Source organism: Mycobacterium persicum, from assembly GCF_002086675.1.
Taxonomy (GTDB): Bacteria; Actinomycetota; Actinomycetes; order Mycobacteriales; family Mycobacteriaceae; genus Mycobacterium; species Mycobacterium persicum.
Genome location: NZ_MVIF01000059.1, coordinates 1 through 18,810, shown reverse-complemented (window position 1 = coordinate 18,810; position 18,810 = coordinate 1). Strand labels below are relative to the sequence as shown.

15 protein-coding genes and 2 pseudogenes are annotated in these 18,810 nt (G+C 66.5%); 11 read left to right on the top strand and 6 right to left on the bottom strand.

The window, feature by feature from the left end; genetic code table 11:
* The first annotated feature begins 6 nt into the window (after positions 1 to 6).
* From BST40_RS17540 to purD, 5 genes are all read left to right on the top strand, one after another.
* Positions 7 to 759: an SDR family oxidoreductase gene (locus BST40_RS17540; RefSeq protein WP_075545676.1), complete on the top strand. Its 753-nt coding sequence runs from the start codon at positions 7 to 9 to the stop codon at positions 757 to 759.
* Positions 756 to 1,628, top strand: a complete 873-nt coding sequence (locus BST40_RS17535; protein WP_083154947.1) for an NAD(P)-dependent oxidoreductase — start codon at positions 756 to 758, stop codon at positions 1,626 to 1,628. The genes BST40_RS17540 and BST40_RS17535 overlap by 4 nt, the downstream gene beginning before the upstream one ends.
* Positions 1,628 to 2,065 carry a carboxymuconolactone decarboxylase family protein gene (locus BST40_RS17530; RefSeq protein ID WP_075545678.1) on the top strand — a complete coding sequence of 146 codons (438 nt, stop codon included), beginning with the start codon at positions 1,628 to 1,630 and terminating at the stop codon, positions 2,063 to 2,065. The genes BST40_RS17535 and BST40_RS17530 overlap by 1 nt, the downstream gene beginning before the upstream one ends.
* Before the next feature lie 102 nt (positions 2,066 to 2,167).
* Positions 2,168 to 3,535 carry an HNH endonuclease signature motif containing protein gene (locus BST40_RS17525; RefSeq protein ID WP_075545679.1) on the top strand — a complete coding sequence of 456 codons (1,368 nt, stop codon included), beginning with the start codon at positions 2,168 to 2,170 and terminating at the stop codon, positions 3,533 to 3,535.
* Positions 3,536 to 3,616: 81 nt separating this feature from the next.
* The gene (gene purD, locus BST40_RS17520) at positions 3,617 to 4,885 is read left to right on the top strand and encodes a phosphoribosylamine--glycine ligase (protein WP_075545680.1); all 1,269 of its coding nucleotides are present in this window, start codon (positions 3,617 to 3,619) and stop codon (positions 4,883 to 4,885) included.
* Between the two features lie 23 nt (positions 4,886 to 4,908).
* Here the strand turns inward: purD and BST40_RS17515 are convergent, their stop codons facing one another.
* The 3 genes from BST40_RS17515 to BST40_RS17505 all read right to left on the bottom strand — a co-directional run bounded on the left by BST40_RS17515 (position 4,909) and on the right by BST40_RS17505 (position 9,120).
* Positions 4,909 to 6,444 (bottom strand): serine/threonine-protein kinase, encoded by a 1,536-nt coding sequence (locus BST40_RS17515; protein WP_208618911.1) that lies wholly within the window; start codon positions 6,442 to 6,444, stop codon positions 4,909 to 4,911.
* Between the two features lie 147 nt (positions 6,445 to 6,591).
* Positions 6,592 to 8,139, bottom strand: coding sequence for a gamma-glutamyltransferase family protein (locus BST40_RS17510; RefSeq protein ID WP_083154962.1), 1,548 nt, complete (start codon positions 8,137 to 8,139; stop codon positions 6,592 to 6,594).
* Positions 8,140 to 8,208: 69 nt separating this feature from the next.
* Positions 8,209 to 9,120: an alpha/beta hydrolase-fold protein gene (locus BST40_RS17505; RefSeq protein WP_075545683.1), complete on the bottom strand. Its 912-nt coding sequence runs from the start codon at positions 9,118 to 9,120 to the stop codon at positions 8,209 to 8,211.
* 55 nt (positions 9,121 to 9,175) lie between these two features.
* Here BST40_RS17505 and BST40_RS17500 point away from each other — a divergent pair, with 55 nt between their 5' ends.
* Positions 9,176 to 9,799 (top strand): TetR/AcrR family transcriptional regulator, encoded by a 624-nt coding sequence (locus tag BST40_RS17500; protein ID WP_089025197.1) that lies wholly within the window; start codon positions 9,176 to 9,178, stop codon positions 9,797 to 9,799.
* A 3-nt stretch (positions 9,800 to 9,802) separates the two neighbouring features.
* Here BST40_RS17500 and BST40_RS17495 read toward each other — a convergent pair.
* Positions 9,803 to 10,531 (bottom strand): annotated as a pseudogene (locus tag BST40_RS17495) (DUF429 domain-containing protein); the annotation flags it as partial.
* Positions 10,532 to 10,597: 66 nt separating this feature from the next.
* Here BST40_RS17495 and purB point away from each other — a divergent pair.
* The 3 genes from purB to BST40_RS17480 are packed head-to-tail and all read left to right on the top strand — an operon-like array spanning position 10,598 to position 14,264.
* A complete protein-coding gene (purB, locus tag BST40_RS17490) occupies positions 10,598 to 12,022 on the top strand; it encodes an adenylosuccinate lyase (protein ID WP_075545685.1) in 1,425 nt (474 codons plus the stop codon).
* Positions 12,019 to 13,278, top strand: a complete 1,260-nt coding sequence (locus BST40_RS17485; protein ID WP_083154944.1) for a cytochrome P450 — start codon at positions 12,019 to 12,021, stop codon at positions 13,276 to 13,278. The genes purB and BST40_RS17485 overlap by 4 nt, the downstream gene beginning before the upstream one ends.
* Entirely contained in the window at positions 13,275 to 14,264 is a 990-nt protein-coding gene (locus tag BST40_RS17480) for a tellurite resistance/C4-dicarboxylate transporter family protein (RefSeq protein ID WP_083154942.1), read from the top strand. Before BST40_RS17485 ends, BST40_RS17480 begins: the two co-directional genes overlap by 4 nt.
* On the opposite strand, the gene BST40_RS17475 is transcribed toward BST40_RS17480, so the two are convergent.
* A complete protein-coding gene (locus BST40_RS17475; protein ID WP_075545688.1) occupies positions 14,261 to 14,881 on the bottom strand; it encodes a hypothetical protein in 621 nt (206 codons plus the stop codon). The two genes, BST40_RS17480 and BST40_RS17475, sit on opposite strands and share 4 nt — an antisense overlap.
* Positions 14,882 to 14,936: 55 nt before the next feature.
* Here BST40_RS17475 and BST40_RS17470 point away from each other — a divergent pair, with 55 nt between their 5' ends.
* Together BST40_RS17470 and BST40_RS17465 are read left to right on the top strand one after the other, a co-directional pair.
* Positions 14,937 to 15,830 (top strand): phosphoribosylaminoimidazolesuccinocarboxamide synthase, encoded by an 894-nt coding sequence (locus BST40_RS17470; RefSeq protein ID WP_075545705.1) that lies wholly within the window; start codon positions 14,937 to 14,939, stop codon positions 15,828 to 15,830.
* Positions 15,827 to 17,941, top strand: coding sequence for a S9 family peptidase (locus tag BST40_RS17465; RefSeq protein ID WP_075545689.1), 2,115 nt, complete (start codon positions 15,827 to 15,829; stop codon positions 17,939 to 17,941). The genes BST40_RS17470 and BST40_RS17465 overlap by 4 nt, the downstream gene beginning before the upstream one ends.
* 28 nt (positions 17,942 to 17,969) lie before the next feature.
* On the opposite strand, the pseudogene BST40_RS17460 reads toward BST40_RS17465, so the two are convergent.
* Positions 17,970 to 18,810: pseudogene (locus BST40_RS17460) on the bottom strand (PPE family protein); the annotation flags it as partial.

Sequence of the window (18,810 nt, the reverse complement as noted above, 5' to 3'; positions counted from 1 at the left end):
GACGGCGTGGGTCAATTCGAGAACAGGGTGGCGATAGTCACCGGGGCTGCTCAGGGTATCGGCAAGGCCTATGCCGACGGCCTGGCCCGCGAAGGCGCCTCCGTGGTCGTCGCCGACATCAACGGCGCGGCCGCCGAGGCCGTCGCCAAGCAGATCGTCGCCGACGGTGGCACGGCAATCTCAGTGCCGGTTGACGTTTCCGACGAGGAATCGGCCAAGGACATGGCCCAGCGCACCGTCGGCGAATTCGGCGGCATCGACTATCTGGTGAACAACGCCGCGATATACGGCGGCATGAAACTCGACCTGCTGCTGACCGTGCCGTGGGACTACTACCGGAAGTTCATGAGCGTCAACCACGACGGCGCGTTGGTATGCACCCGGGCGGTGTACCAGCACATGGCCAACAGGGGTGGCGGCGCGATCGTCAACCAGTCGTCCACCGCGGCATGGCTGTACTCGAACTTCTACGGCCTGGCCAAAGTCGGGGTCAACGGGCTCACCCAGCAGCTTGCCCGTGAGCTGGGCGGAATGAAGATTCGGATCAACGCGATCGCACCCGGGCCCATCGACACCGAGGCCACCAGGACTGTGACGCCCGGCGAGCTGGTCAAGCACATGGTCAAACAGATTCCGCTGTCTCGCATGGGAACTCCCGAGGACCTGGTGGGAATGTGCCTGTTCCTGCTCAGCGACCAGGCCTCCTGGATCACCGGGCAGATCTTCAATGTCGATGGCGGACAGGTCATCCGATCATGACCGCGATACCCCGACTCGGCTACATCGGCCTGGGCAACCAGGGTGCGCCGATGGCCAAGCGCTACCTCGGCTGGCCGGGAGGCCTGACGGTCTTCGATGTGCGGGCCGAGGCCATGGCGCCGTTCGTCGAGGGTGGTGCCACCGCGGCGGCGAGCCTTGCCGAGGTTGCCGACGCCGACATCATCAGCGTCACCGTGCTCGACGACGCTCAGGTGCGCAGTGTGATCGTCGGTGCCGACGGGCTGGCCGCACATGCCAAGCCGGGCACCATCATTGCGATTCACTCCACTATCAGCGACACCACCGCAGTCGAACTGGCGCGACAACTCGGGCCGCAGGGCGTCTACGTTGTGGACGCTCCGGTCAGCGGCGGTCCGGGGGCAGCAGCCGAAGGCAAATTGGTCACCATGGTGGGCGCCGACGACCAGACGTTCCAGCGGATCAAGGAGCCGTTCCGGCGGTGGGCGTCGCTGGTGATCCATGCCGGCGAACCGGGCGCCGGAACCCGGATGAAGCTGGCCCGCAACATGCTGACCTTTGTGTCCTACGCGGCGGCTGCCGAGGCGGAGAAGTTGGCCGAGGCAAGCGGATTGAGCCTGCGGGCGCTCGCCATGGTGGTGCGCCACAGCGATGCCCTCACCGGTGGCCCCGCAGCGATCATGTTCCGCGAGACGACGGCGCCGATGAAACCCGACGACCCGCTGCGTCCGCTGCTGGAGCACACCCGGGCGCTGGGGGAGAAGGACCTGGGTTTGGCATTGGCGTTGGGGGAGTCGCTATCGGTCGAGTTGCCGTTGGCCAAGCTAGCGTTGGAGCGGTTGGCCGCCGGCCTCGGGGTACCGCATCCCGACCTAGCTGAGGAGACGTGATGGACGAGCTGCGCCGCAAGGGCCTGGACAAGATGAACGAGGTGTACGGGTGGGAGATGCCCAACATCGAGGGTGACCCATACTTCGACCTCACCGTCGATCACCTGTTCGGCGCCATCTGGACCCGACCGGGGTTGTCGATGCGTGACAAGCGCATCATGACGTTGACCGCGGTGACCGCCATCGGAAGTCGCGACCTCGCCGAAATCCAGATCAACGCCGCGCTGCTCAACGGCGAACTCGACGAGACGGAACTGAAGGAGATGGCCGTCTTCCTCACCCACTATCTCGGGTTTCCGCTGGGCTCTGCGCTCAACGGCGCGGTCGAAACCGTTGTGGCAAAGCGCAAGAAGGCCGCGGCGAAGGGCGTTGGCGAAGACAAGAAGGCCAACGTCGACGCCGCGTTGAAGATGCACTCGGGTAAGGCTGTCGAGTAAGCCGTAGGCGCTCGATCTCGGCGCTAAACCCCTTGTGTCACTGTGGTTTCAGTGGTCACATTGCGGGGATTGTTGTCGGTGGCCGTCCCTAGAATTTCAGGCGTGGGTTCGAGCAGTCGTGAAGGCATCGTCGAGGTCTTCGATGCGCTCGATGCGGACGTGGATAGGCTGTGCGGGTTGTCTTTTGACGTACTGACCATCCCGGAACGGTTGCGGGCCCTGGAGCGGCTGGAACGCCTGGCGCGCCGGCTGCGGACGCCCCAACACACGTTGATCAACCAACTCGACCTACAGGCAAGCGAAGAAGAACTGGGTGGCACACTGCGCTCGGCACTGGCCGACAGGTTGCGTATCACCAAGGCCGAGGCAGGCCGGCGCATTGACGAGGCAGCTGATCTTGGGGAACGCCGCGCGTTGACCGGCGAGCCGTTGGCGCCGCAGCTAAGCGCCACCGCGGCCGCCCAACGAGACGGCGTGATCGGTGACGGGCACATCAAGGTGATCCGCAGCTTCTTCGCGCACCTGCCCGCCGAGGTGGACCTGTCTACCCGGGAAGCCGCCGAGGCCGACCTGGCCCGCAAGGCCAGCGAGTACCGCCCCGACGAATTGGCCAAATACGCCCAGCGAATCATGGATTGGCTCAACCCCGACGGGGAATTCCGCGACCAGGAGCGGGCCCGCAAGCGCGGCATCATACTGGGCAAGCAGGAATTCGACGGGATGTCGCGGATCAGCGGCATGCTGACCCCGGAGTTGCGCGCCGCCGTTGAGGCCGTGTTGGCCAAGCTGGCCGCCCCGGGGGCGTGCAACCCCGACGACGAAACACCGGTCATCGACAACACACCCGATGCGGATGCGGTGCGCCGTGACAACCGCAGCCCGGCTCAGCGGAACCATGACGGCTTCCTCGCCGGACTGCGGGGGCTCTTGGCGTCGGGGGAGTTGGGTCAGCACAACGGGTTGCCCGTGTCGATCGTGGTGACCACCACCCTCAAAGACCTCGAGGCCGCGGCCGGGAAGGGTCTGACGGGTGGGGGCAGCTTGGTGCCCATGTCGGATGTGATCCGCTGGGCCGGCCACGCTCACCACTATTTGGCTATATTCGATCGCGGCAAAGCCCTGACGCTGTATCACACCAAGCGCATCGCGTCCCCCGCGCAGCGAATCATGCTCTACGCGAAGGATCGAGGCTGTACGAAGCCGGGATGCGATGCCCCCGCCTACCACAGCCAGGTTCACCATGTCCAAGGCTGGAAGGCCACCCACCGCACCGACATCGACCAGCTGACCCTGGCCTGCGGACCCGACAACCGACTTGTCGAAGAAGGTGGATTCACCACCCGCAAGATTGCCAACGGCGATACCGAGTGGATCCCGCCACCGCACCTGGACCACGGACAACCGAGAACGAATAGCTTTCATCACCCGGAGAAGCTGCTGGCGCCCGACGACGACGCGGAAGCTGATTGACCCACCAAACCGAGCTGTGCGGCATCCGGCGTGGCGTGCTGCCTCTTGGGCCCAACCCGACCCCGGCTACTCTGACGTCTCGTGCGCGTCCTGGTAATCGGCTCCGGTGCCCGTGAACATGCCCTGCTGTTGGCACTGGCCAGAGATCCGCAGGTCACGCACCTCATCGTGGCTCCCGGCAACGCCGGTACGGCCCGCCTGGCCGAACAGCACGATGTCGACATCACCTCCGGCGAGGACGTCGTCGCCCTGGCACGGCGGGTCCAAGCCGACATGGTGGTCATCGGTCCCGAGCTGCCGCTGGTGCTCGGGGTGGCCGACGCCGTGCGCGCCGCCGGCATCGTCTGCTTCGGTCCCGGCAAGGACGCCGCCCGCATCGAAGGTTCCAAGGCCTTCGCCAAGGACGTGATGGCCGCGGCCGGCGTGCGCACGGCCGCCAGCCAAATCGTCGACAACCCAGCCCATTTGGACGCCTCGCTGGATCGGTTCGGGCCGCCCGCAGGCGACGCGGCCTGGGTGGTCAAAGACGACCATCTGGCCGCGGGCAAGGGCGTGGTGGTCACGACGGACCGCGATGTCGCCCGCGCCCACGCGGCGGGACTGCTCGAGTCCGGGCATCCGGTGCTGCTGGAGTCTTATCTCGACGGCCCGGAAGTGTCGCTGTTCTGTGTGGTCGACGGCGAGACCGTGGTGCCGCTGCTGCCGGCGCAGGACTTCAAGCGGGTGGGTGAGGGTGACACCGGGCCCAACACCGGTGGTATGGGCGCGTATGCGCCGCTGCCGTGGCTGCCCGACGAGGTCTACCGGGAGATGGTCGGTCAGATCGTAGAACCCGTTGCGGCCGAACTGGTTCGGCGCGGCAGCCCGTTCTGTGGCTTGCTGTATGCGGGTCTGGCGATCACCACGAAGGGTCCCGCGGTGGTCGAATTCAACTGTCGTTTCGGCGATCCCGAGACTCAGGCGGTGCTGGCGCTGTTGGAGTCGCCTCTGGGGCAGTTGCTGTACGCGGCGGGTACCGGAAAATTGGCGGAGTTCGGCGAATTGCGCTGGCGAGACGGCGCCGCGGTGGCGGTGGTGCTGGCGGCCGAAAACTATCCCGGGCGGCCCCGGGTGGGCGACGTCGTCGTCGGCTCCGAAGCCGAAGGTGTACTGCACGCCGGGACGGTCCGGCGCGAGGACGGTACCGTCGTGTCATCCGGCGGCCGGGTGCTGTCGGTGGTGGGCACCGGCGCGGACCTGTCAGCGGCACGGTCGCACGCATACGACATCCTCGGCTCAATTCGGTTAGCCGGCAGCCACTTCCGGAAGGACATCGGGTTGCGTGCCGCGGAGCGAAAGATCAGCGTTTAGCTACGGGGACCGCGCAATGTTCCCTACCCCTGGTGTTGCGGGCAGAAGGCGGTGATCGCCGCGTTCACACCGGCGGCGGCCTGTGCGGGCGAGATTCCGGTGTTGTTGACGGTCGCGGCGGCGGCATCATCGGGGCTCGCCCCGTTTTGAAGGTCGGTGCACACGCCACGGCCAGTGGCGGCGGCAGTCGCGGGATCGGTGACGATGACACCCGGAATCTGGGACACCAGACCGAGGAAGGTTTGTTCGGGGTTGGGTGTCGGTTGCTGCGGGACCGGTGCCGGCCGTCGGGGCGTCGGCGCGACCGCAGCGGATGCCGCGGGCGGAATATCCCTGCGCGTCGGCACTGTTGGTGGCTGAACCGCTGCGGGTGGCGGCACGTACTCCGCCACCTGCCGAGGCGGCGCCACCGCGGGTGGCGGCGGGTGCTCCGCCACCTGCCGAGGCGACGCCACAGTCGGCGGTGCGGCCGGCGGGCCCGGTATCGAGCCGGCGTCGAACGGGTAGCCACTGGCTCCGACGGCGGTGACCGCGATAACCGTTGATGCTGCGGCGAAGAGCCGCCACCGACTACGTCGCTGCCGTGGGCCGGCCTCAGCCACGGCCGAGGGCACCGCAGCGCCGTTGAGTGGCCGGCTCGCCAAGGGTCTCGGCAGGGTCGAAGCCGACGCCATCGGATGTTCGACGCGACGGGCTGCGTGCGCGAACGCACCGGCGAAATCAGTACAGCAAGCGAAGCGATCGGCAGGGTCCTTGGCGAGCGCTACGGCAAGCACCGGGTCGAAGGCCGCGAGCAGCGGATGGATCTGCGCCAGTACCGGAGGCGGGGTGGTCAGGTGGCGGCTGATCACAACCGCCGGGTTGGTGTGCGGGAACAGTGGCGATCCGGTCAGCAGATGGTAGGCGGTGGCCGCTAGCGCGTACTGATCGGCGCGTCCGTCAATCGGTTCGCCCGTTAGCTGTTCGGGCGCCGCGTAGGGAAACGTGCCGATGGTCATGTTCGTCGCGGTCAGGCCACTGGTCTCGCCGATGCTCCGTGCTATTCCGAAGTCCCCCAAGAGAATCCGCTGATCGGCGCCGTCCGGCTCGGCGAGCAGGATATTCGCGGGGCTGACATCGCGGTGCATGACATCGTGGTGCTGATGCGCGTAGTCGAGTGCGCTTGCGATCGCGGCGATTATCGTGGCTACCTGAGCTGCCGGCATTCCGGCCGGAAAGCGGCTCCGCAACAGGCTTGCTACGTCGGTTCCGTCGACGAAGTCCATCGAGATCCATAGCTTTCCATCGAACTCGCCTCGGTCGTTGACCCGCACGATGTTCGGATGCCACAGCGCGGACGCCACGTCCGCCTCTCTGATGAATCGCCGCCGATAGTCGTCGTCAGCGGATACTTCACTGCCTAGAATCTTGAGCGCTTCGCGGCGCGGCAGCCGTGGGTGCTGGGCAAGGTAGACCTCGCCCATTCCCCCGGAGCCGAGCAAGCGGACAATCGTGTATCCGGCAAAAATCTCACCGGCTTTCAACCCGATGCCCGGGCCTTGGTGACTTAACCCAATCATCGCACCGTCCATTACCGGAATGCCGAGTACATTCTCAGCGCAGTTTGCGATTAGCTGGGACTGATATTACCCAGCACTTTACCGTTAGGCCACCCTAGGTTTTCTATGAGTTTACCTCGCGTTCATCTTTGGTCGGCGGGCGACCGGTCAGAACGCCACAGCCTGACCGTCGCGGCGCGGGTCGCTGGCCGCGACATATCCGTCATATCCGTCATTGAGACGCCAGATCGCCTGGCAGCTGCCGAACTGGTTGTAGTCGTCCACCGTGACCAGCGCATGCCCGCGGCTGCGCAAGTCGTCGAGTGTTGCCGGCGGAAAGCCGTTTTCGCAGCAGACCTGCAGTCCCTGCACCCACCGGAATCGTGGGCCGTCGCACGCCGTCTGGGGGTTCTGACCGTAGTCGGCGATGCGGACCAGCACCTGCACATGGCCCTGTGGTTGCATCTGGCCACCCATCACGCCGAAACTCAGCACCGGCGCGCCATCCTTGGTCACGAACCCCGGAATGATGGTGTGGAAGGGCCGCTTGCCGGGCCCAACCTGGTTCGGATGACCTTGCGTCGCAGCAAAACCCGAGCCGCGATTCTGCAGCGAGATGCCGGTCCCGGGCACCACCACACCGGACCCGAAGCCCAGGTAGTTCGACTGGATCATCGACACCATCATCCCGGAGGCATCTGCCGCGGTGAGATACACGGTTCCGCCCCTTGGGCTTCCAGCCGAGGCCGGCTTTGCGTGTTTGGGATCGATCAGCGCGGCGCGCCCCCGCAAGTACTGTTCGTCGAGCAGGTGCTCCGGAAGCAGCGGCATGTGGTCGATATCGGCGACATACGCCTGCGCATCGGCGAATGCGAGCTTGAGCGCCTCGATCTGCAGATGCACGCTGTCCGCGGAATCGACTGGCAGCGAAGCCATGTCGAACTGCTCGAGGATCCCGAGCGCGATCAGGGCGATGATGCCCTGGCCATTGGGCGGTAGCTCGTGAATGGTGTAGCCGCGGTATGTTCCGGTGATGGTGCCCACCCAGTCGCCGCGATGGGCGGCCAGATCGCTGACTCGCATCGCAGCGCCGTTGGCTCTGGCGTGCGCTTCGAGCTTTTCGGCCAGCTCTCCCCGGTAGAACGCGTCACCACGGCTGGCGGCGATCTTCTCCAGGGTGGCCGCGTGGTCTGGAAACCTGAACAGCTCACCGGGTTTCGGCGCGCGGCCACCCGGCAGGAACGCCTCGGCGAACCCGGGCTGCGACGCGAACAGGGGTACCTGGGCCTCCCATTGCGCGGCAACGGTCGGCGACACCGGAAACCCCTTGCGGCCGTAAGAAATAGCCGGTTCAAAAAGTCGTTCGAACGGCAGGTTGCCGAACTCGGCGTGCAGGTCGGTCCAGGCCGACACGGCGCCCGGTACCGTCACCGAATTCCAGCCGAGCGCGGGAACACCGTTGTCGCCGAAGTATTCCGGCGTCCACGCCGCAGGTGAGCGGCCGGAGGCATTCAACCCGTGTAGCCGCGTGCCGTCCCAGACGATGGCGAAGACATCGGAGCCGATGCCGTTGGACACCGGTTCCACCAGTGTCAAGGTGATGGCGGTGGCGATAGCCGCGTCGACCGCGTTGCCGCCTTCGGCGAGCATCCGCAGGCCGGCCTGGGCTCCGAGCGGCTGTGAAGTGGCGACGACGTTTCGGCCCAGCATCGGCATTCGCGGCCAGGCGTAGGGAAAACTCCAACCGAACGGATTCACCGGGCGATCCTCGCACGCCCCGGGCGGTCAGGCCGTCAGCAGCGGCGCCATCCAGGTCAGCTCGGCGGGCAGCTGCGAGCTCCAAAAACCACCGTTGTGCCCGCCGGGGGAGAAGCCGCCCGCGGGCGGGTTCGGCAGTTGGGCGATGAACTGTTTGGTCGCCGAATAGAAGGGATCGCTGTCGCCGCAATCCACCCGGATCGGAATGGAACCCAGCGCCGGCATGCCGAACACCGAGTTCGCCGCAAAGTCGTCGGCCCCGTCGAACGCGCCCGGTGCCGCCGCGCCGGGCGACAGCCACAGCGCCGGGCTCACCGCGCAGATCGCCGCGGTCCGGGCCGGTCCGAGCCGGCCGCCGAGCAGCAACGCCCCGTAACCGCCCATCGACCAGCCCAGAAACGCCACCCGCGAGGTATCCAGGTTCTGGGTGTCCAGCAGCGGGATTAGCTCACTGAGCACCATGGCCCCGGAATCCTCGCCGGAAGCCCGTTTATGCCAGTAGCTGCCGCCCCCGTCGACTGCCACCACAGCAAACGGCGGTAGCCCGGCGTTGACGGCCTGTGCCAGGCCCTGTTCGACGCCGCCGGCCATCACCGTGGCCGCGTCGCTGCCCTTGCCGTGCAGCGCGATCACCGGCCGCAGCGGCCTGGTTTGGCCCGGCGGACGTGCGATCGCCCAATTCGTCGAGATGCCTCCGCGTGCCGCCGACACGAACGAGCCGGTGGTCATCGTCGGCGCGGCCTGAGCCGGCGGCGGTGGATCGAGCGGCCGTGTCGGCGCCAACGGAACGTTTGTGCCAATCACCGGCGCCGGTGAGGCATGCGAAGTTCGTGGCTGGAAGAGTATGTCGAGTGCGAATACCCCGCCTGCGCCAAGCGTCGCACTGGCGCCAAGACCGAGCACGGCGCGGCGACTTAACTCCGGCATGCGGGTCATCATGCCATGGCCGTTTAGCGAAAATGGCAATGCAGTACCAATTTCACTGGCAGCATGGGTGGGCGTGACGGCAGCAGTTACTCCAAAAGGAGTACGTCGGCGGTATGCGTTGGTAAGCGCCGCCGCTGAGCTGCTTGGTGAGGGTGGCTTCGAAGCGGTGCGCCACCGGGCCGTCGCCCGGCGCGCCGGGCTGCCGTTGGCCTCTACCACCTACTACTTTTCGTCCCTTGACGATCTGATCGCCCGTGCGGTCGAACACATCGGGATGATCGAGGTGGCGCAGTTGCGGGCCCGGGTCAACGCGCTGCCGCGGCGGCGCCGGGGACCCGAGACCACCGGTGAAGTGCTGGTCGACCTTCTTGTCGGGGACGTGGACGGCGCGGGGCTCGCCGAACAGCTGATATCGCGATACGAGCGGCATATCGCCTGCACCCGCCTGCCCGCGTTGCGGGAAAGTATGCGCCGCAACCTACGCCAGCGTGCCGAGGCGGTTGCCGAGGCCATCGAGCGATCCGGCCGGTCGGTGCGCATCGAACTGGTGTGCACCCTGATCTGCGCGGTCGACGGTTCGGTGGTCTCTGCGCTGGTCGAAGGGCGCGACGCGCGCAGCGCCGCGCTGGCGACCGTGGTCGATCTCATCGAGGTGCTTGCGCCGGTCGACCAACGGCCGATCCGGGTGTAGCGCTGCGGGCAACGTCGGCGTGACGATGTAGCCGGTCGCGAAGTCCCCGTAGACGGTGATGTCGGACGGGCGGCGTTCGGCGTACAGCGCGACGTATGCGCAGACGACGGCGTCGATCGGGTCTTCGGCGCGGCGCAGTTCGCACTTGCGCCCGGCGGCCCGCACGTGCCGGCGCAACGACACCCAGTCGCCATGACCGGTCACCCGCAGCGGCGTTCGGGTGTTTTCGAGTCCCTCGATGCCGTCCATCAACCGAAGCAGTTCCGATTTGAGCTGCTCGACACCGCGGCCGGGCTTGGCCTTGTACTTCAGCGTGCGGGACAGCCGGAACAGCGCCACCGTCGCCGCATGCGGGTATACCTCGATGGCCCGCCGGGGGCCCGCCGAGAACGGATCGATGTCCAGGTCCAGCGCACCGGCGAGCCGTGCCGCGCGTGGCCCGTCGGCGAACTCGGGTTTTCCGGTATTCGTCGGATGCGCACCAGCCTCGAACGCGCGGAAGTCGCGGTTGAGTGCGGTCTCGGCCGGCCGTTGACCCGACGGGTTGGTCACCACCAGCGGCGCGTCGAACGCGACCCGGCAGGGGCCGGCCGTGTACGGCCGCAACGCCGCCAGCACCGAGGAGTCGTCGCGGCCAGCGCAGATGTGCGCCAGGACACCGTCGGCGTCGAGTACTGCCACTCCGGTCGGGTTGGCAGTGGCCCAGGCCAGATCGACGCCGGCGAAGTGCATTCGCCAAGGGTACGGCCGGCGGGAGTCCGCGCGATCTGGCCGCGTCCGACCGTAAGCTGTGTCTTCGTGGGCATTCCGAACGTGCTGGCCTCCCGGTACGCCAGCGCCGAGATGGTCGCGATCTGGTCGCCGCAAGCCAAGGTGGTCGCCGAGCGGCGGCTATGGCTGGCGGTGCTGCGGGCACAAGCCGAACTGGAAGTGGAGGTTCCGCGGGAGGCGATCGCCGACTATGAGCGGGTGCTCGACGATGTGGACCTGGACTCGATCGCGGCCCGGGAGCGGGTGCTGCGCCACGACGTCAAGGCCCGCATCGAGGAATTCAATGACCGCGCCGGTCACCAGCACGTGCACAAGGGGATGACCAGCCGGGATCTGACCGAGAATGTCGAGCAGCTGCAGATCCGGCAGTCGCTGGAGCTGGTTTTCTCCCACGGCGTGGCAGTGGTGGCCCGGCTGGCCGAGCGGGCGGTGGCCTACCGCGAGCTGGTGATGACCGGGCGCAGCCACAACGTGGCCGCCCAGGCCACCACCTTGGGCAAGCGTTTCGCCTCGGCAGCGCAGGAAACGCTGATCGCGTTGACCAGGCTGCGAGAACTGATCGACCGCTACCCGCTGCGCGGCATCAAGGGACCGATGGGCACCGCACAGGACATGCTCGATCTGCTGGGCGGCGGGAAGGAAGGCGCGGCAAAGCTGGCCCGACTGGAACGCCGCATCGCTGACTTCCTGGGTTTCTCAACGGTTTTGACCAGCGTTGGGCAGGTGTATCCGCGCTCGCTGGACCATGACGTGGTGTCCGCGCTGGTGCAGCTCGGCGCCGGACCGTCGTCGCTGGCGCACACCATCCGGCTGATGGCCGGGCACGAGCTGGTCACCGAGGGTTTCGCGCCGGGGCAGGTCGGCTCGTCGGCGATGCCGCACAAGATGAACACCCGCAGTTGCGAACGGGTCAACGGGTTGCAGGTGGTGGTGCGCGGGTACGCCTCGATGGCCGCCGAACTGGCCGGAGCGCAGTGGAACGAGGGCGACGTCTTCTGCTCGGTGGTGCGCCGAGTTGCCTTGCCGGACAGCTTCTTTGCCATCGACGGACAACTGGAGACGTTTCTGACGGTGCTCGACGAATTCGGCGCCTATCCGCGGGTGATCCAGCGGGAGCTGGATCGCTACCTACCGTTTTTGGCCACCACCAAGGTATTGATCGCGGCGGTGCGCGCGGGTATGGGCCGCGAGAGCGCGCACCATGTGATCCGCGAGCACGCGGTGGCCACCGCACTGGCCATGCGCGAGGGCGCCGAGCCCGACCTGCTGGACCGGTTGGCCGCCGATCCGCGGCTGCCCCTGGGCCGCGCGGCGCTGGACGCCGCACTGGCCGACCGCAACGCGTTCACCGGAGCCGCCGCCGACCAGGTCGACGAGGTGGTCGCGATGGTAGACAAGCTGGTAGGCCGCTACCCGGAAGCCGCTAAGTACACACCAGGAGCAATCCTATGACTCTCGCGGGCGCGCTCTCGAGCATCGACTTCACCGACCTGGACAACTTCGCCAACGGATTCCCGCACGAGCTCTTCGCCGTGCACCGTCGGGAAGCACCGGTGTACTGGCACCAGCCGACCGACAACACCCCGGACCGCGAGGGCTTCTGGTCGGTCGCCACCTACCCGGAAACGCTTGCGGTGCTGAAGGATCCGGTGACGTACTCGTCGGTCACCGGCGGGGAGCGACCGTTCGGCGGCACGCTGCTGCAGGACTTGGCCATCGCCGGCCAGGTGCTCAACATGATGGACGACCCGCGGCACGCCCAGATTCGCCGGCTCGTCAGCTCCGGGCTGACGCCGCGGATGATCCGCCGCGTCGAGGACGATCTGCGGGCCCGGGCGCGCCGGCTGCTGGACGCGGTGCAGCCGGGCGAACCGGTCGATTTCCTGGTCGACATCGCCGCCGAACTGCCAATGCAGATGATCTGCATTTTGCTGGGAGTGCCGGAATCCGAACGACATTGGCTGTTCGAGGCGATCGAGCCGCAGTTCGACTTCGGCGGCCAGCGCAAGGCCTCGGTATCGCAGCTCTCGGTCTCCGACGAAGCCGCGCAGGCGGGGTCGCGGATGTACGCCTACGGCCAGAAGTTGATCGCGTCCAAGCGCGCCAACCCGACCGACGACATGCTGTCCGTCGTCGCGAACGCGATGCTCGACGATCAAGATGCGCCGGCCCTGTCGGATCTGGAGCTCTATCTGTTCTTCAGCCTGTTGTTCAGCGCCGGCGCGGAGACGACGCGCAACGCGGTGGGCGGCGGGCTGCTGGCGCTGGCCGAGCACCCCGAGCAATTGCGGTTGCTGCGTGACGATTTCGATATGTTGCCGACGGCGGTCGAGGAGATGGTTCGCTGGACGTCGCCGTCGCCGTCCAAGCGGCGCACCGCCACCCGCGATGTCACCTTGGGCGGACGCTCGATCCGGGCGGGGCAGAAAGTACAGGTCTGGGAGGGTTCGGCCAACCGCGACGCCGCCGTGTTCGACCACGCCGACGAGTTCGACATCACCCGAAAGCCCAACCCGCACTTAGGGTTCGGCCAAGGTGCCCACTACTGTCTGGGGGCAAATCTGGCTCGGCTGGAGCTGCGGGTGCTGTTTGAGGAACTGCTCTCGCGGTTCGCCGACGTGCGCGTGGTGCGGCCGGTCGAATGGACTCGCAGCAACCGGCACACCGGCATCCGCCACCTGGTCGTGGAACTACGTGAGGGGCAGTGACACTTCGGCTCGCCGATGCCGAGCCGTCACCCGATGTCTTCGCCGCGGTGATGGCGACCGGCATCGCGTCGATCGCCGCGGAGAAGCACCACTATCGTCTGATCAGCGAGACCATGGGCGTTCTGGCATCGCTTGGTTTGGTGCTCCTGATCGCCCTGGTGATCTTCACCCGCCGGTTTCGCTTCTGGGACCTGCGCGATCCTGACATCACGCTGCGACTGTTCACCTTCGTCGCCGCGTGTGCGGTGCTGGACAGCCGGCTGATGGCCAACGTCGCGGTGGTGCTGGCCCTCGGCGTGGCCGCGTCGTCGTCTTGGCTGGTGCTGGTCGTCCTCACCACCCGCAACATCACGGCGCGGCCGTGGACGCGGCTGCGCGATCGGGCGCACGGCGCCTGGGAGCTGGCCAGTGTCGGCACCTCCGGCCTGGCGATCGTGGCCGCCAAGGTGGCCCGATCGACCGGCGAGCCCGGCTGGCTCGGCGTCGCCGTGCCCGTCTGGGTGGTGGCGCTCGGCATCTACGGGTTGATGACCTGGCTGATCGTGTGGCGGGCGGTAGCCGACCGACAGGACCGCGACAATTTCGGGCCTGACAGCTGGATCCTGATGGGCGGCTTGGCCATAGCGACGTTGGCCGGCGACAACATCCACCAGGTGGCGCCGGCCTGGCTGGCCCGGCCGGTGTGCATCGTGACCGTGGTGACCTGGGTGGCCGGCACGCTGTGGATACCACCGCTGGTGTACTTCGGCCTGCGCCGCATCAGCCGGAGGCCCGAAGCGCTGCGCTTCGCCGGGGTGTGGTGGGCGTTCGTGTTCCCCCTGGGTATGTACTCGGCGGCCACCGAGGCTATGGCGGCCGAGCTGGGCCGGCGATCGCCGAGCACCGTTTCGCTGGTGTTCTGCTGGATCGCGGTGACGGCGTGGGTGATCGTGACCGTCGCGGGCCTGTTGCGGCTGCGGCGCGCCGTGGTGGGCAACCGCGATTAGTGTCCCCGAAGCCGCACGCCCGCCGCTCGCAGCTCGAGTGCGGCCAGGCCCCGGATGGTGGCGGGATCCTCACGGCGCCAACCGCCGACCGGATCCGCGCTGACGGCGGCCAGTTTGGCCGGCGACCGGTTGGCCAACGCCCGCAGCGCCAGCAGCTGCTGACCTGCCGCGGTGGCGGCTAGGGTGGTCACGGTCCACTTGCGGCGGAAGAACCGCAGCCGCAGGAACAGCCACGGCATGGTGACCGCGAGGATCGGCGTCGCGGCGACCGCCAGGGCCAGCAACACGGCCAGCCAGCTCGCGGTGGTGTCCAGGCTGTGGCCGGCGCCGGCGATGTCGAGCGCGGCCTCGCTGGCGGCCGTGATGGGCTTGCTGACCGCATCACCCACCAATGGGATGTGCTGAGCTCCATGACCCGCCGACGCCAGATTGCCGGCAATGCCCTGGGAGCCGTTCTCGATTTGGCGGCCCGCCTCGGCGATGGTCGAGATGGCGCTGTGGACGGCCAGACCGACCAGCACCCAGACCGTCGTCCACGCGGCAACGGTGGTATCGCTGAACAACTGGATGGCCAGTCGGACGGGTCTGGTCGAGTAGGGCAAAAACCGTGATCGCATAGCACCGATACCAGCACAGTGTGCGGCCCGACCCCACCGATAGGCTGGCCCGATGTTGCGTCCTGCATTGTCCGACTACCAGCATCTGGCCAGCGGCAAGGTCAGGGAGATCTACCGCGTCGACGACGGCCACCTGCTGCTGGTCGCCACCGACCGGATCTCGGCGTACGACTACGTCCTGGACAGCACCATCCCGGACAAGGGCCGCATCCTGACCGCCATGAGCGTGTTCTTCTTCGGCCTGGTCGATGCCCCCAACCACCTGGCCGGGCCACCCGATGATCGGCGCATCCCCGATGAGGTGCTGGGCCGGGCGCTGGTGGTGCGGAGACTGGAGATGCTTCCGGTGGAATGCGTCGCGCGCGGCTATCTGACCGGCTCGGGCCTGCTCGACTACCAGGCCACCGGAAAGGTCTGCGGGATCGCCCTGCCACCGGGTTTGGTCGAGGCCAGCAAGTTCGGTGCGCCGCTGTTCACCCCGGCAACCAAAGCCGCGCTCGGCGACCACGATGAGAACATCTCGTTCGCCCGGGTGATCGAGATGGTAGGTGGGGTGCGCGCCAACCAGCTGCGCGACCGTACGCTGCGGATCTACGTTCAGGCCGCCGACCACGCCCTGAGGAAGGGGATCATCATCGCCGACACCAAGTTCGAGTTCGGTATCGACCCGGACGGCAACCTGCTGCTGGCCGACGAGATATTCACCCCCGACTCGTCGCGGTACTGGCCTGCCGACGAATACCGGCCCGGCGTGGTGCAGACCAGCTTCGACAAGCAGTTCGTCCGCAACTGGCTGACCAGCCCCGAGTCCGGCTGGGACCGCGGCGGCGACCAGCCGCCGCCGCCGCTGCCCAGCGCCATCATCGAGGCCACGCGGGAACGCTACATCGAAGCCTACGAACGCATTTCGGGTCTGCGGTTCGGCGACTGGATCGGGCCTAGCGCATGACGGATCACGCCGCGCCGCCGTCGGCCAAGCGAGTGGAGACTCGACGGGAGCACCACGGTGACGTATTCGTCGATCCCTATGAATGGCTGCGCGACAAGGACGATCCCGAAGTGATCGCCTACCTGGAGGCGGAGAACGCCTATACCGACCAAGCGACCGCACATCTGGAACCGTTGCGGCAGAAAATCTTCGACGAGATCAAGGCGCGCACCAAGGAAACCGACTTGTCGGTGCCGACCCGGCGCGGCGACTGGTGGTACTACGCCCGCACCTTCGAGGGCAAGCAATACGGCGTCCACTGTCGTTGTCCGGTTGCCGATCCCGACGACTGGGACCCGCCGCGGTTCGACGAGAACACCGAGATACCCGGTGAGCAGGTGCTGCTCGACGAAAACCAGGAGGCCGACGGGCACGACTTCTTCGCGCTGGGCGCGTTGAGCGTCAGCCTGGACGACAACATACTTGTCTACTCCGTCGACGTTGTCGGCGACGAGCGATACACCTTGCAGTTCAAGGATTTACGCACCGGGGAAAGATACCCCGACGAGATCGCCGGCATCGGCCCCGGAGCGACCTGGGCCGCCGACCACCGCACCGTCTACTACACCACCGTCGACGACGCGTGGCGCCCGGACACGGTGTGGCGCTACCGGCTCGGGCCGGATGCCGCGTCCGAGCGGGTCTACCACGAGTCCGACGAACGGTTTTGGCTCGCGGTGGGGCGCACCCGCAGCAACGCCTTCATCGTCATCGCGGCGGGTTCGTCGGTCACCTCCGAGATCCGCTACGCGGACTCCGCCGACCCGGCCGCGCAGTTCGCCATCGTGCTGCCGCGCCGCGACGGCGTCGAGTACTCCATTGAGCACGCGATCATCGGCGGACAAAACCGCTTTCTCATCCTGCACAACGATGGCGCGGTGAACTTCACCCTGGTGGAAGCCCCGGTCGAGGATCCGGCCCGGCAACGCACGCTGATTGGGCACCGCGACGACGTCCGGCTCGACGGGGTGGACGCCTTCGCCGGCCACGTGGTGGTCAGCTACCGGCGCGAGGCGTTGCCCCGGATCCAGTTGTGGCCGTTCGGCGCCGAGGGGGAGTACGGCGAACCGGAGGAGATCGCGTTCGACTCCGAGCTGATGGCGGCCGGGCTGGGTCCCAATCCCAACTGGGATTCGCCCAAGCTGCGCGTCGGCGCGGGATCTTTCATCACTCCGGTGCGGATCTACGACATCGATCTGGTCACCGGCGAGCGCACCTTGCTCAAAGAGCAGCCGGTCCTGGGCGGCTACCGTCGCGAGGACTACGTGGAACGCCGCGATTGGGCTCACGGGGACGACGACACCCGCATCCCGATTTCCATTGTGCACCGGGCCGACATCGAGTTCCCCGCGCCCGCAGTCATCTACGGCTACGGTGCCTACGAGATGTGCGAAGACCCCCGGTTTTCCATTGCCCGGCTGTCACTGCTGGACCGTGGAATGGTGTTCGCCATCGCGCATGTTCGCGGCGGCGGTGAGATGGGCCGCTTGTGGTACGAACACGGCAAGATGCTGCACAAGAAGAATACCTTTACCGACTTCATCGCGGCGGCAAAGCATTTGGTGCATTCGGGGCTGACCCGGCCGGAGCGGTTGGTGGCTCTGGGCGGCAGTGCGGGCGGTTTGTTGGTGGGCGCGGTGGCCAATATGGCGCCGGAACTCTTCGCCGGAATCCTGGCGCAGGTGCCCTTCGTCGACCCGCTGACCACCATCCTCGATCCGTCGTTGCCGCTGACCGTCACCGAGTGGGACGAGTGGGGAAACCCGCTCAACGACAGTGATGTCTATGCGTATATGAAGTCGTATTCACCGTATGAAAACGTGGCAACCAAACGGTACCCGGCCATCCTGGCGATGACATCGCTCAACGACACCCGGGTCTACTACGTGGAGCCGGCCAAATGGGTTGCAGCGCTTCGGCACGCCAACACCGACGGCAGGCCGGTCCTGTTGAAGACGCAGATGAATGCCGGGCACGCCGGGATAAGCGGACGATATGAACGCTGGAAGGAAACCGCTTTCCAGTACGCCTGGCTGCTGGCTGCCGCCGGGTGTGCCGGCGAAGTCGAATAGCGGAGGATCCGTGACAGAATCGGGTTGTTCAACCGGAATGCCCGAAGCCGGAAAACCCTACACCAATGTTGAAACCACCAGAGTTGAAGTGTCCCAAATTGCGGAATCCTGAGTTTGCGAATCCGTTTTCAGGTCCAGAATTCCCGTATCCGGAATTCCCATGTCCACCCTGATTATTGACGCCTGAGTTCAGTTCGCCCATGTTCCACAGACCCGAGACAGCATTGCCCACGTTGCCGTAGCCGCTGGTGAGGGTGCTGGTCGTGACGCCGAAGCCTGAGTTAAAGCTGCCGTTGTTGAAGAAGCCCGAGTTGGGGCCGGGGCCGCTGTTAGCGTAGCCCGAATACGGGCCAGGCCCGTCGCCGCGATTCCCGAACCCTGTGTTGAGGCTGCCCGAGTTGAATACGCCGGTGTTGACGTGTCCGGAATTGAAAAGCCCCGTGTTAGTATCACCAGAGTTGAATCCGAGCGAATTGGTGCGACCGGAATCAAAGTTGCCCGAGTTAGCCTCGCCGGAATTAAAGCTTCCGGTGTTGGTGCTGCCTGAGTTATAGCTACCCGAATTTTGACTGCCGGAGTTGAACAAGCCGGTGTTCAAGCCGCCGGAGTTGAACAGACCGGTGTTGCCCCTTCCCGTACTGCCGAAGCCGGTGTCGGTGTCGCCGGAGTTGCTGGCACCGGTATTGTTCACTCCAGCATTTGCGATACCCACGTTGTGTGCGCCCGAGTTGAAAAAGCCCACGTTTCCGGTTCCGGAGTTGCCGAAGCCGGTGTTGCCGGTTCCCGAGTTGAAGCCGCCGAAGCCGACCTGGTGGTCGCCCGTGAGCCCGATGCCGAAGTTCCCGTTGCCGGTGTTGCCGAATCCGATG

What these genes read in the sequence shown, in the direction of transcription:
- BST40_RS17535 (WP_083154947.1), top strand. Translation starts at nt 756, where the DNA reads ATGACCGCGATACCCCGACTCGGCTACATCGGCCTGGGCAACCAGGGT.
- BST40_RS17530 (WP_075545678.1), top strand. Translation starts at nt 1,628, where the DNA reads ATGGACGAGCTGCGCCGCAAGGGCCTGGACAAGATGAACGAGGTGTAC.
- BST40_RS17515 (WP_208618911.1), bottom strand. Translation starts at nt 6,444, where the DNA reads ATGATTGGGTTAAGTCACCAAGGCCCGGGCATCGGGTTGAAAGCCGGT.
- BST40_RS17510 (WP_083154962.1), bottom strand. Translation starts at nt 8,139, where the DNA reads ATGCCGATGCTGGGCCGAAACGTCGTCGCCACTTCACAGCCGCTCGGA.
- BST40_RS17505 (WP_075545683.1), bottom strand. Translation starts at nt 9,120, where the DNA reads ATGATGACCCGCATGCCGGAGTTAAGTCGCCGCGCCGTGCTCGGTCTT.
- BST40_RS17485 (WP_083154944.1), top strand. Translation starts at nt 12,019, where the DNA reads ATGACTCTCGCGGGCGCGCTCTCGAGCATCGACTTCACCGACCTGGAC.
- BST40_RS17475 (WP_075545688.1), bottom strand. Translation starts at nt 14,881, where the DNA reads ATGCGATCACGGTTTTTGCCCTACTCGACCAGACCCGTCCGACTGGCC.
- BST40_RS17465 (WP_075545689.1), top strand. Translation starts at nt 15,827, where the DNA reads ATGACGGATCACGCCGCGCCGCCGTCGGCCAAGCGAGTGGAGACTCGA.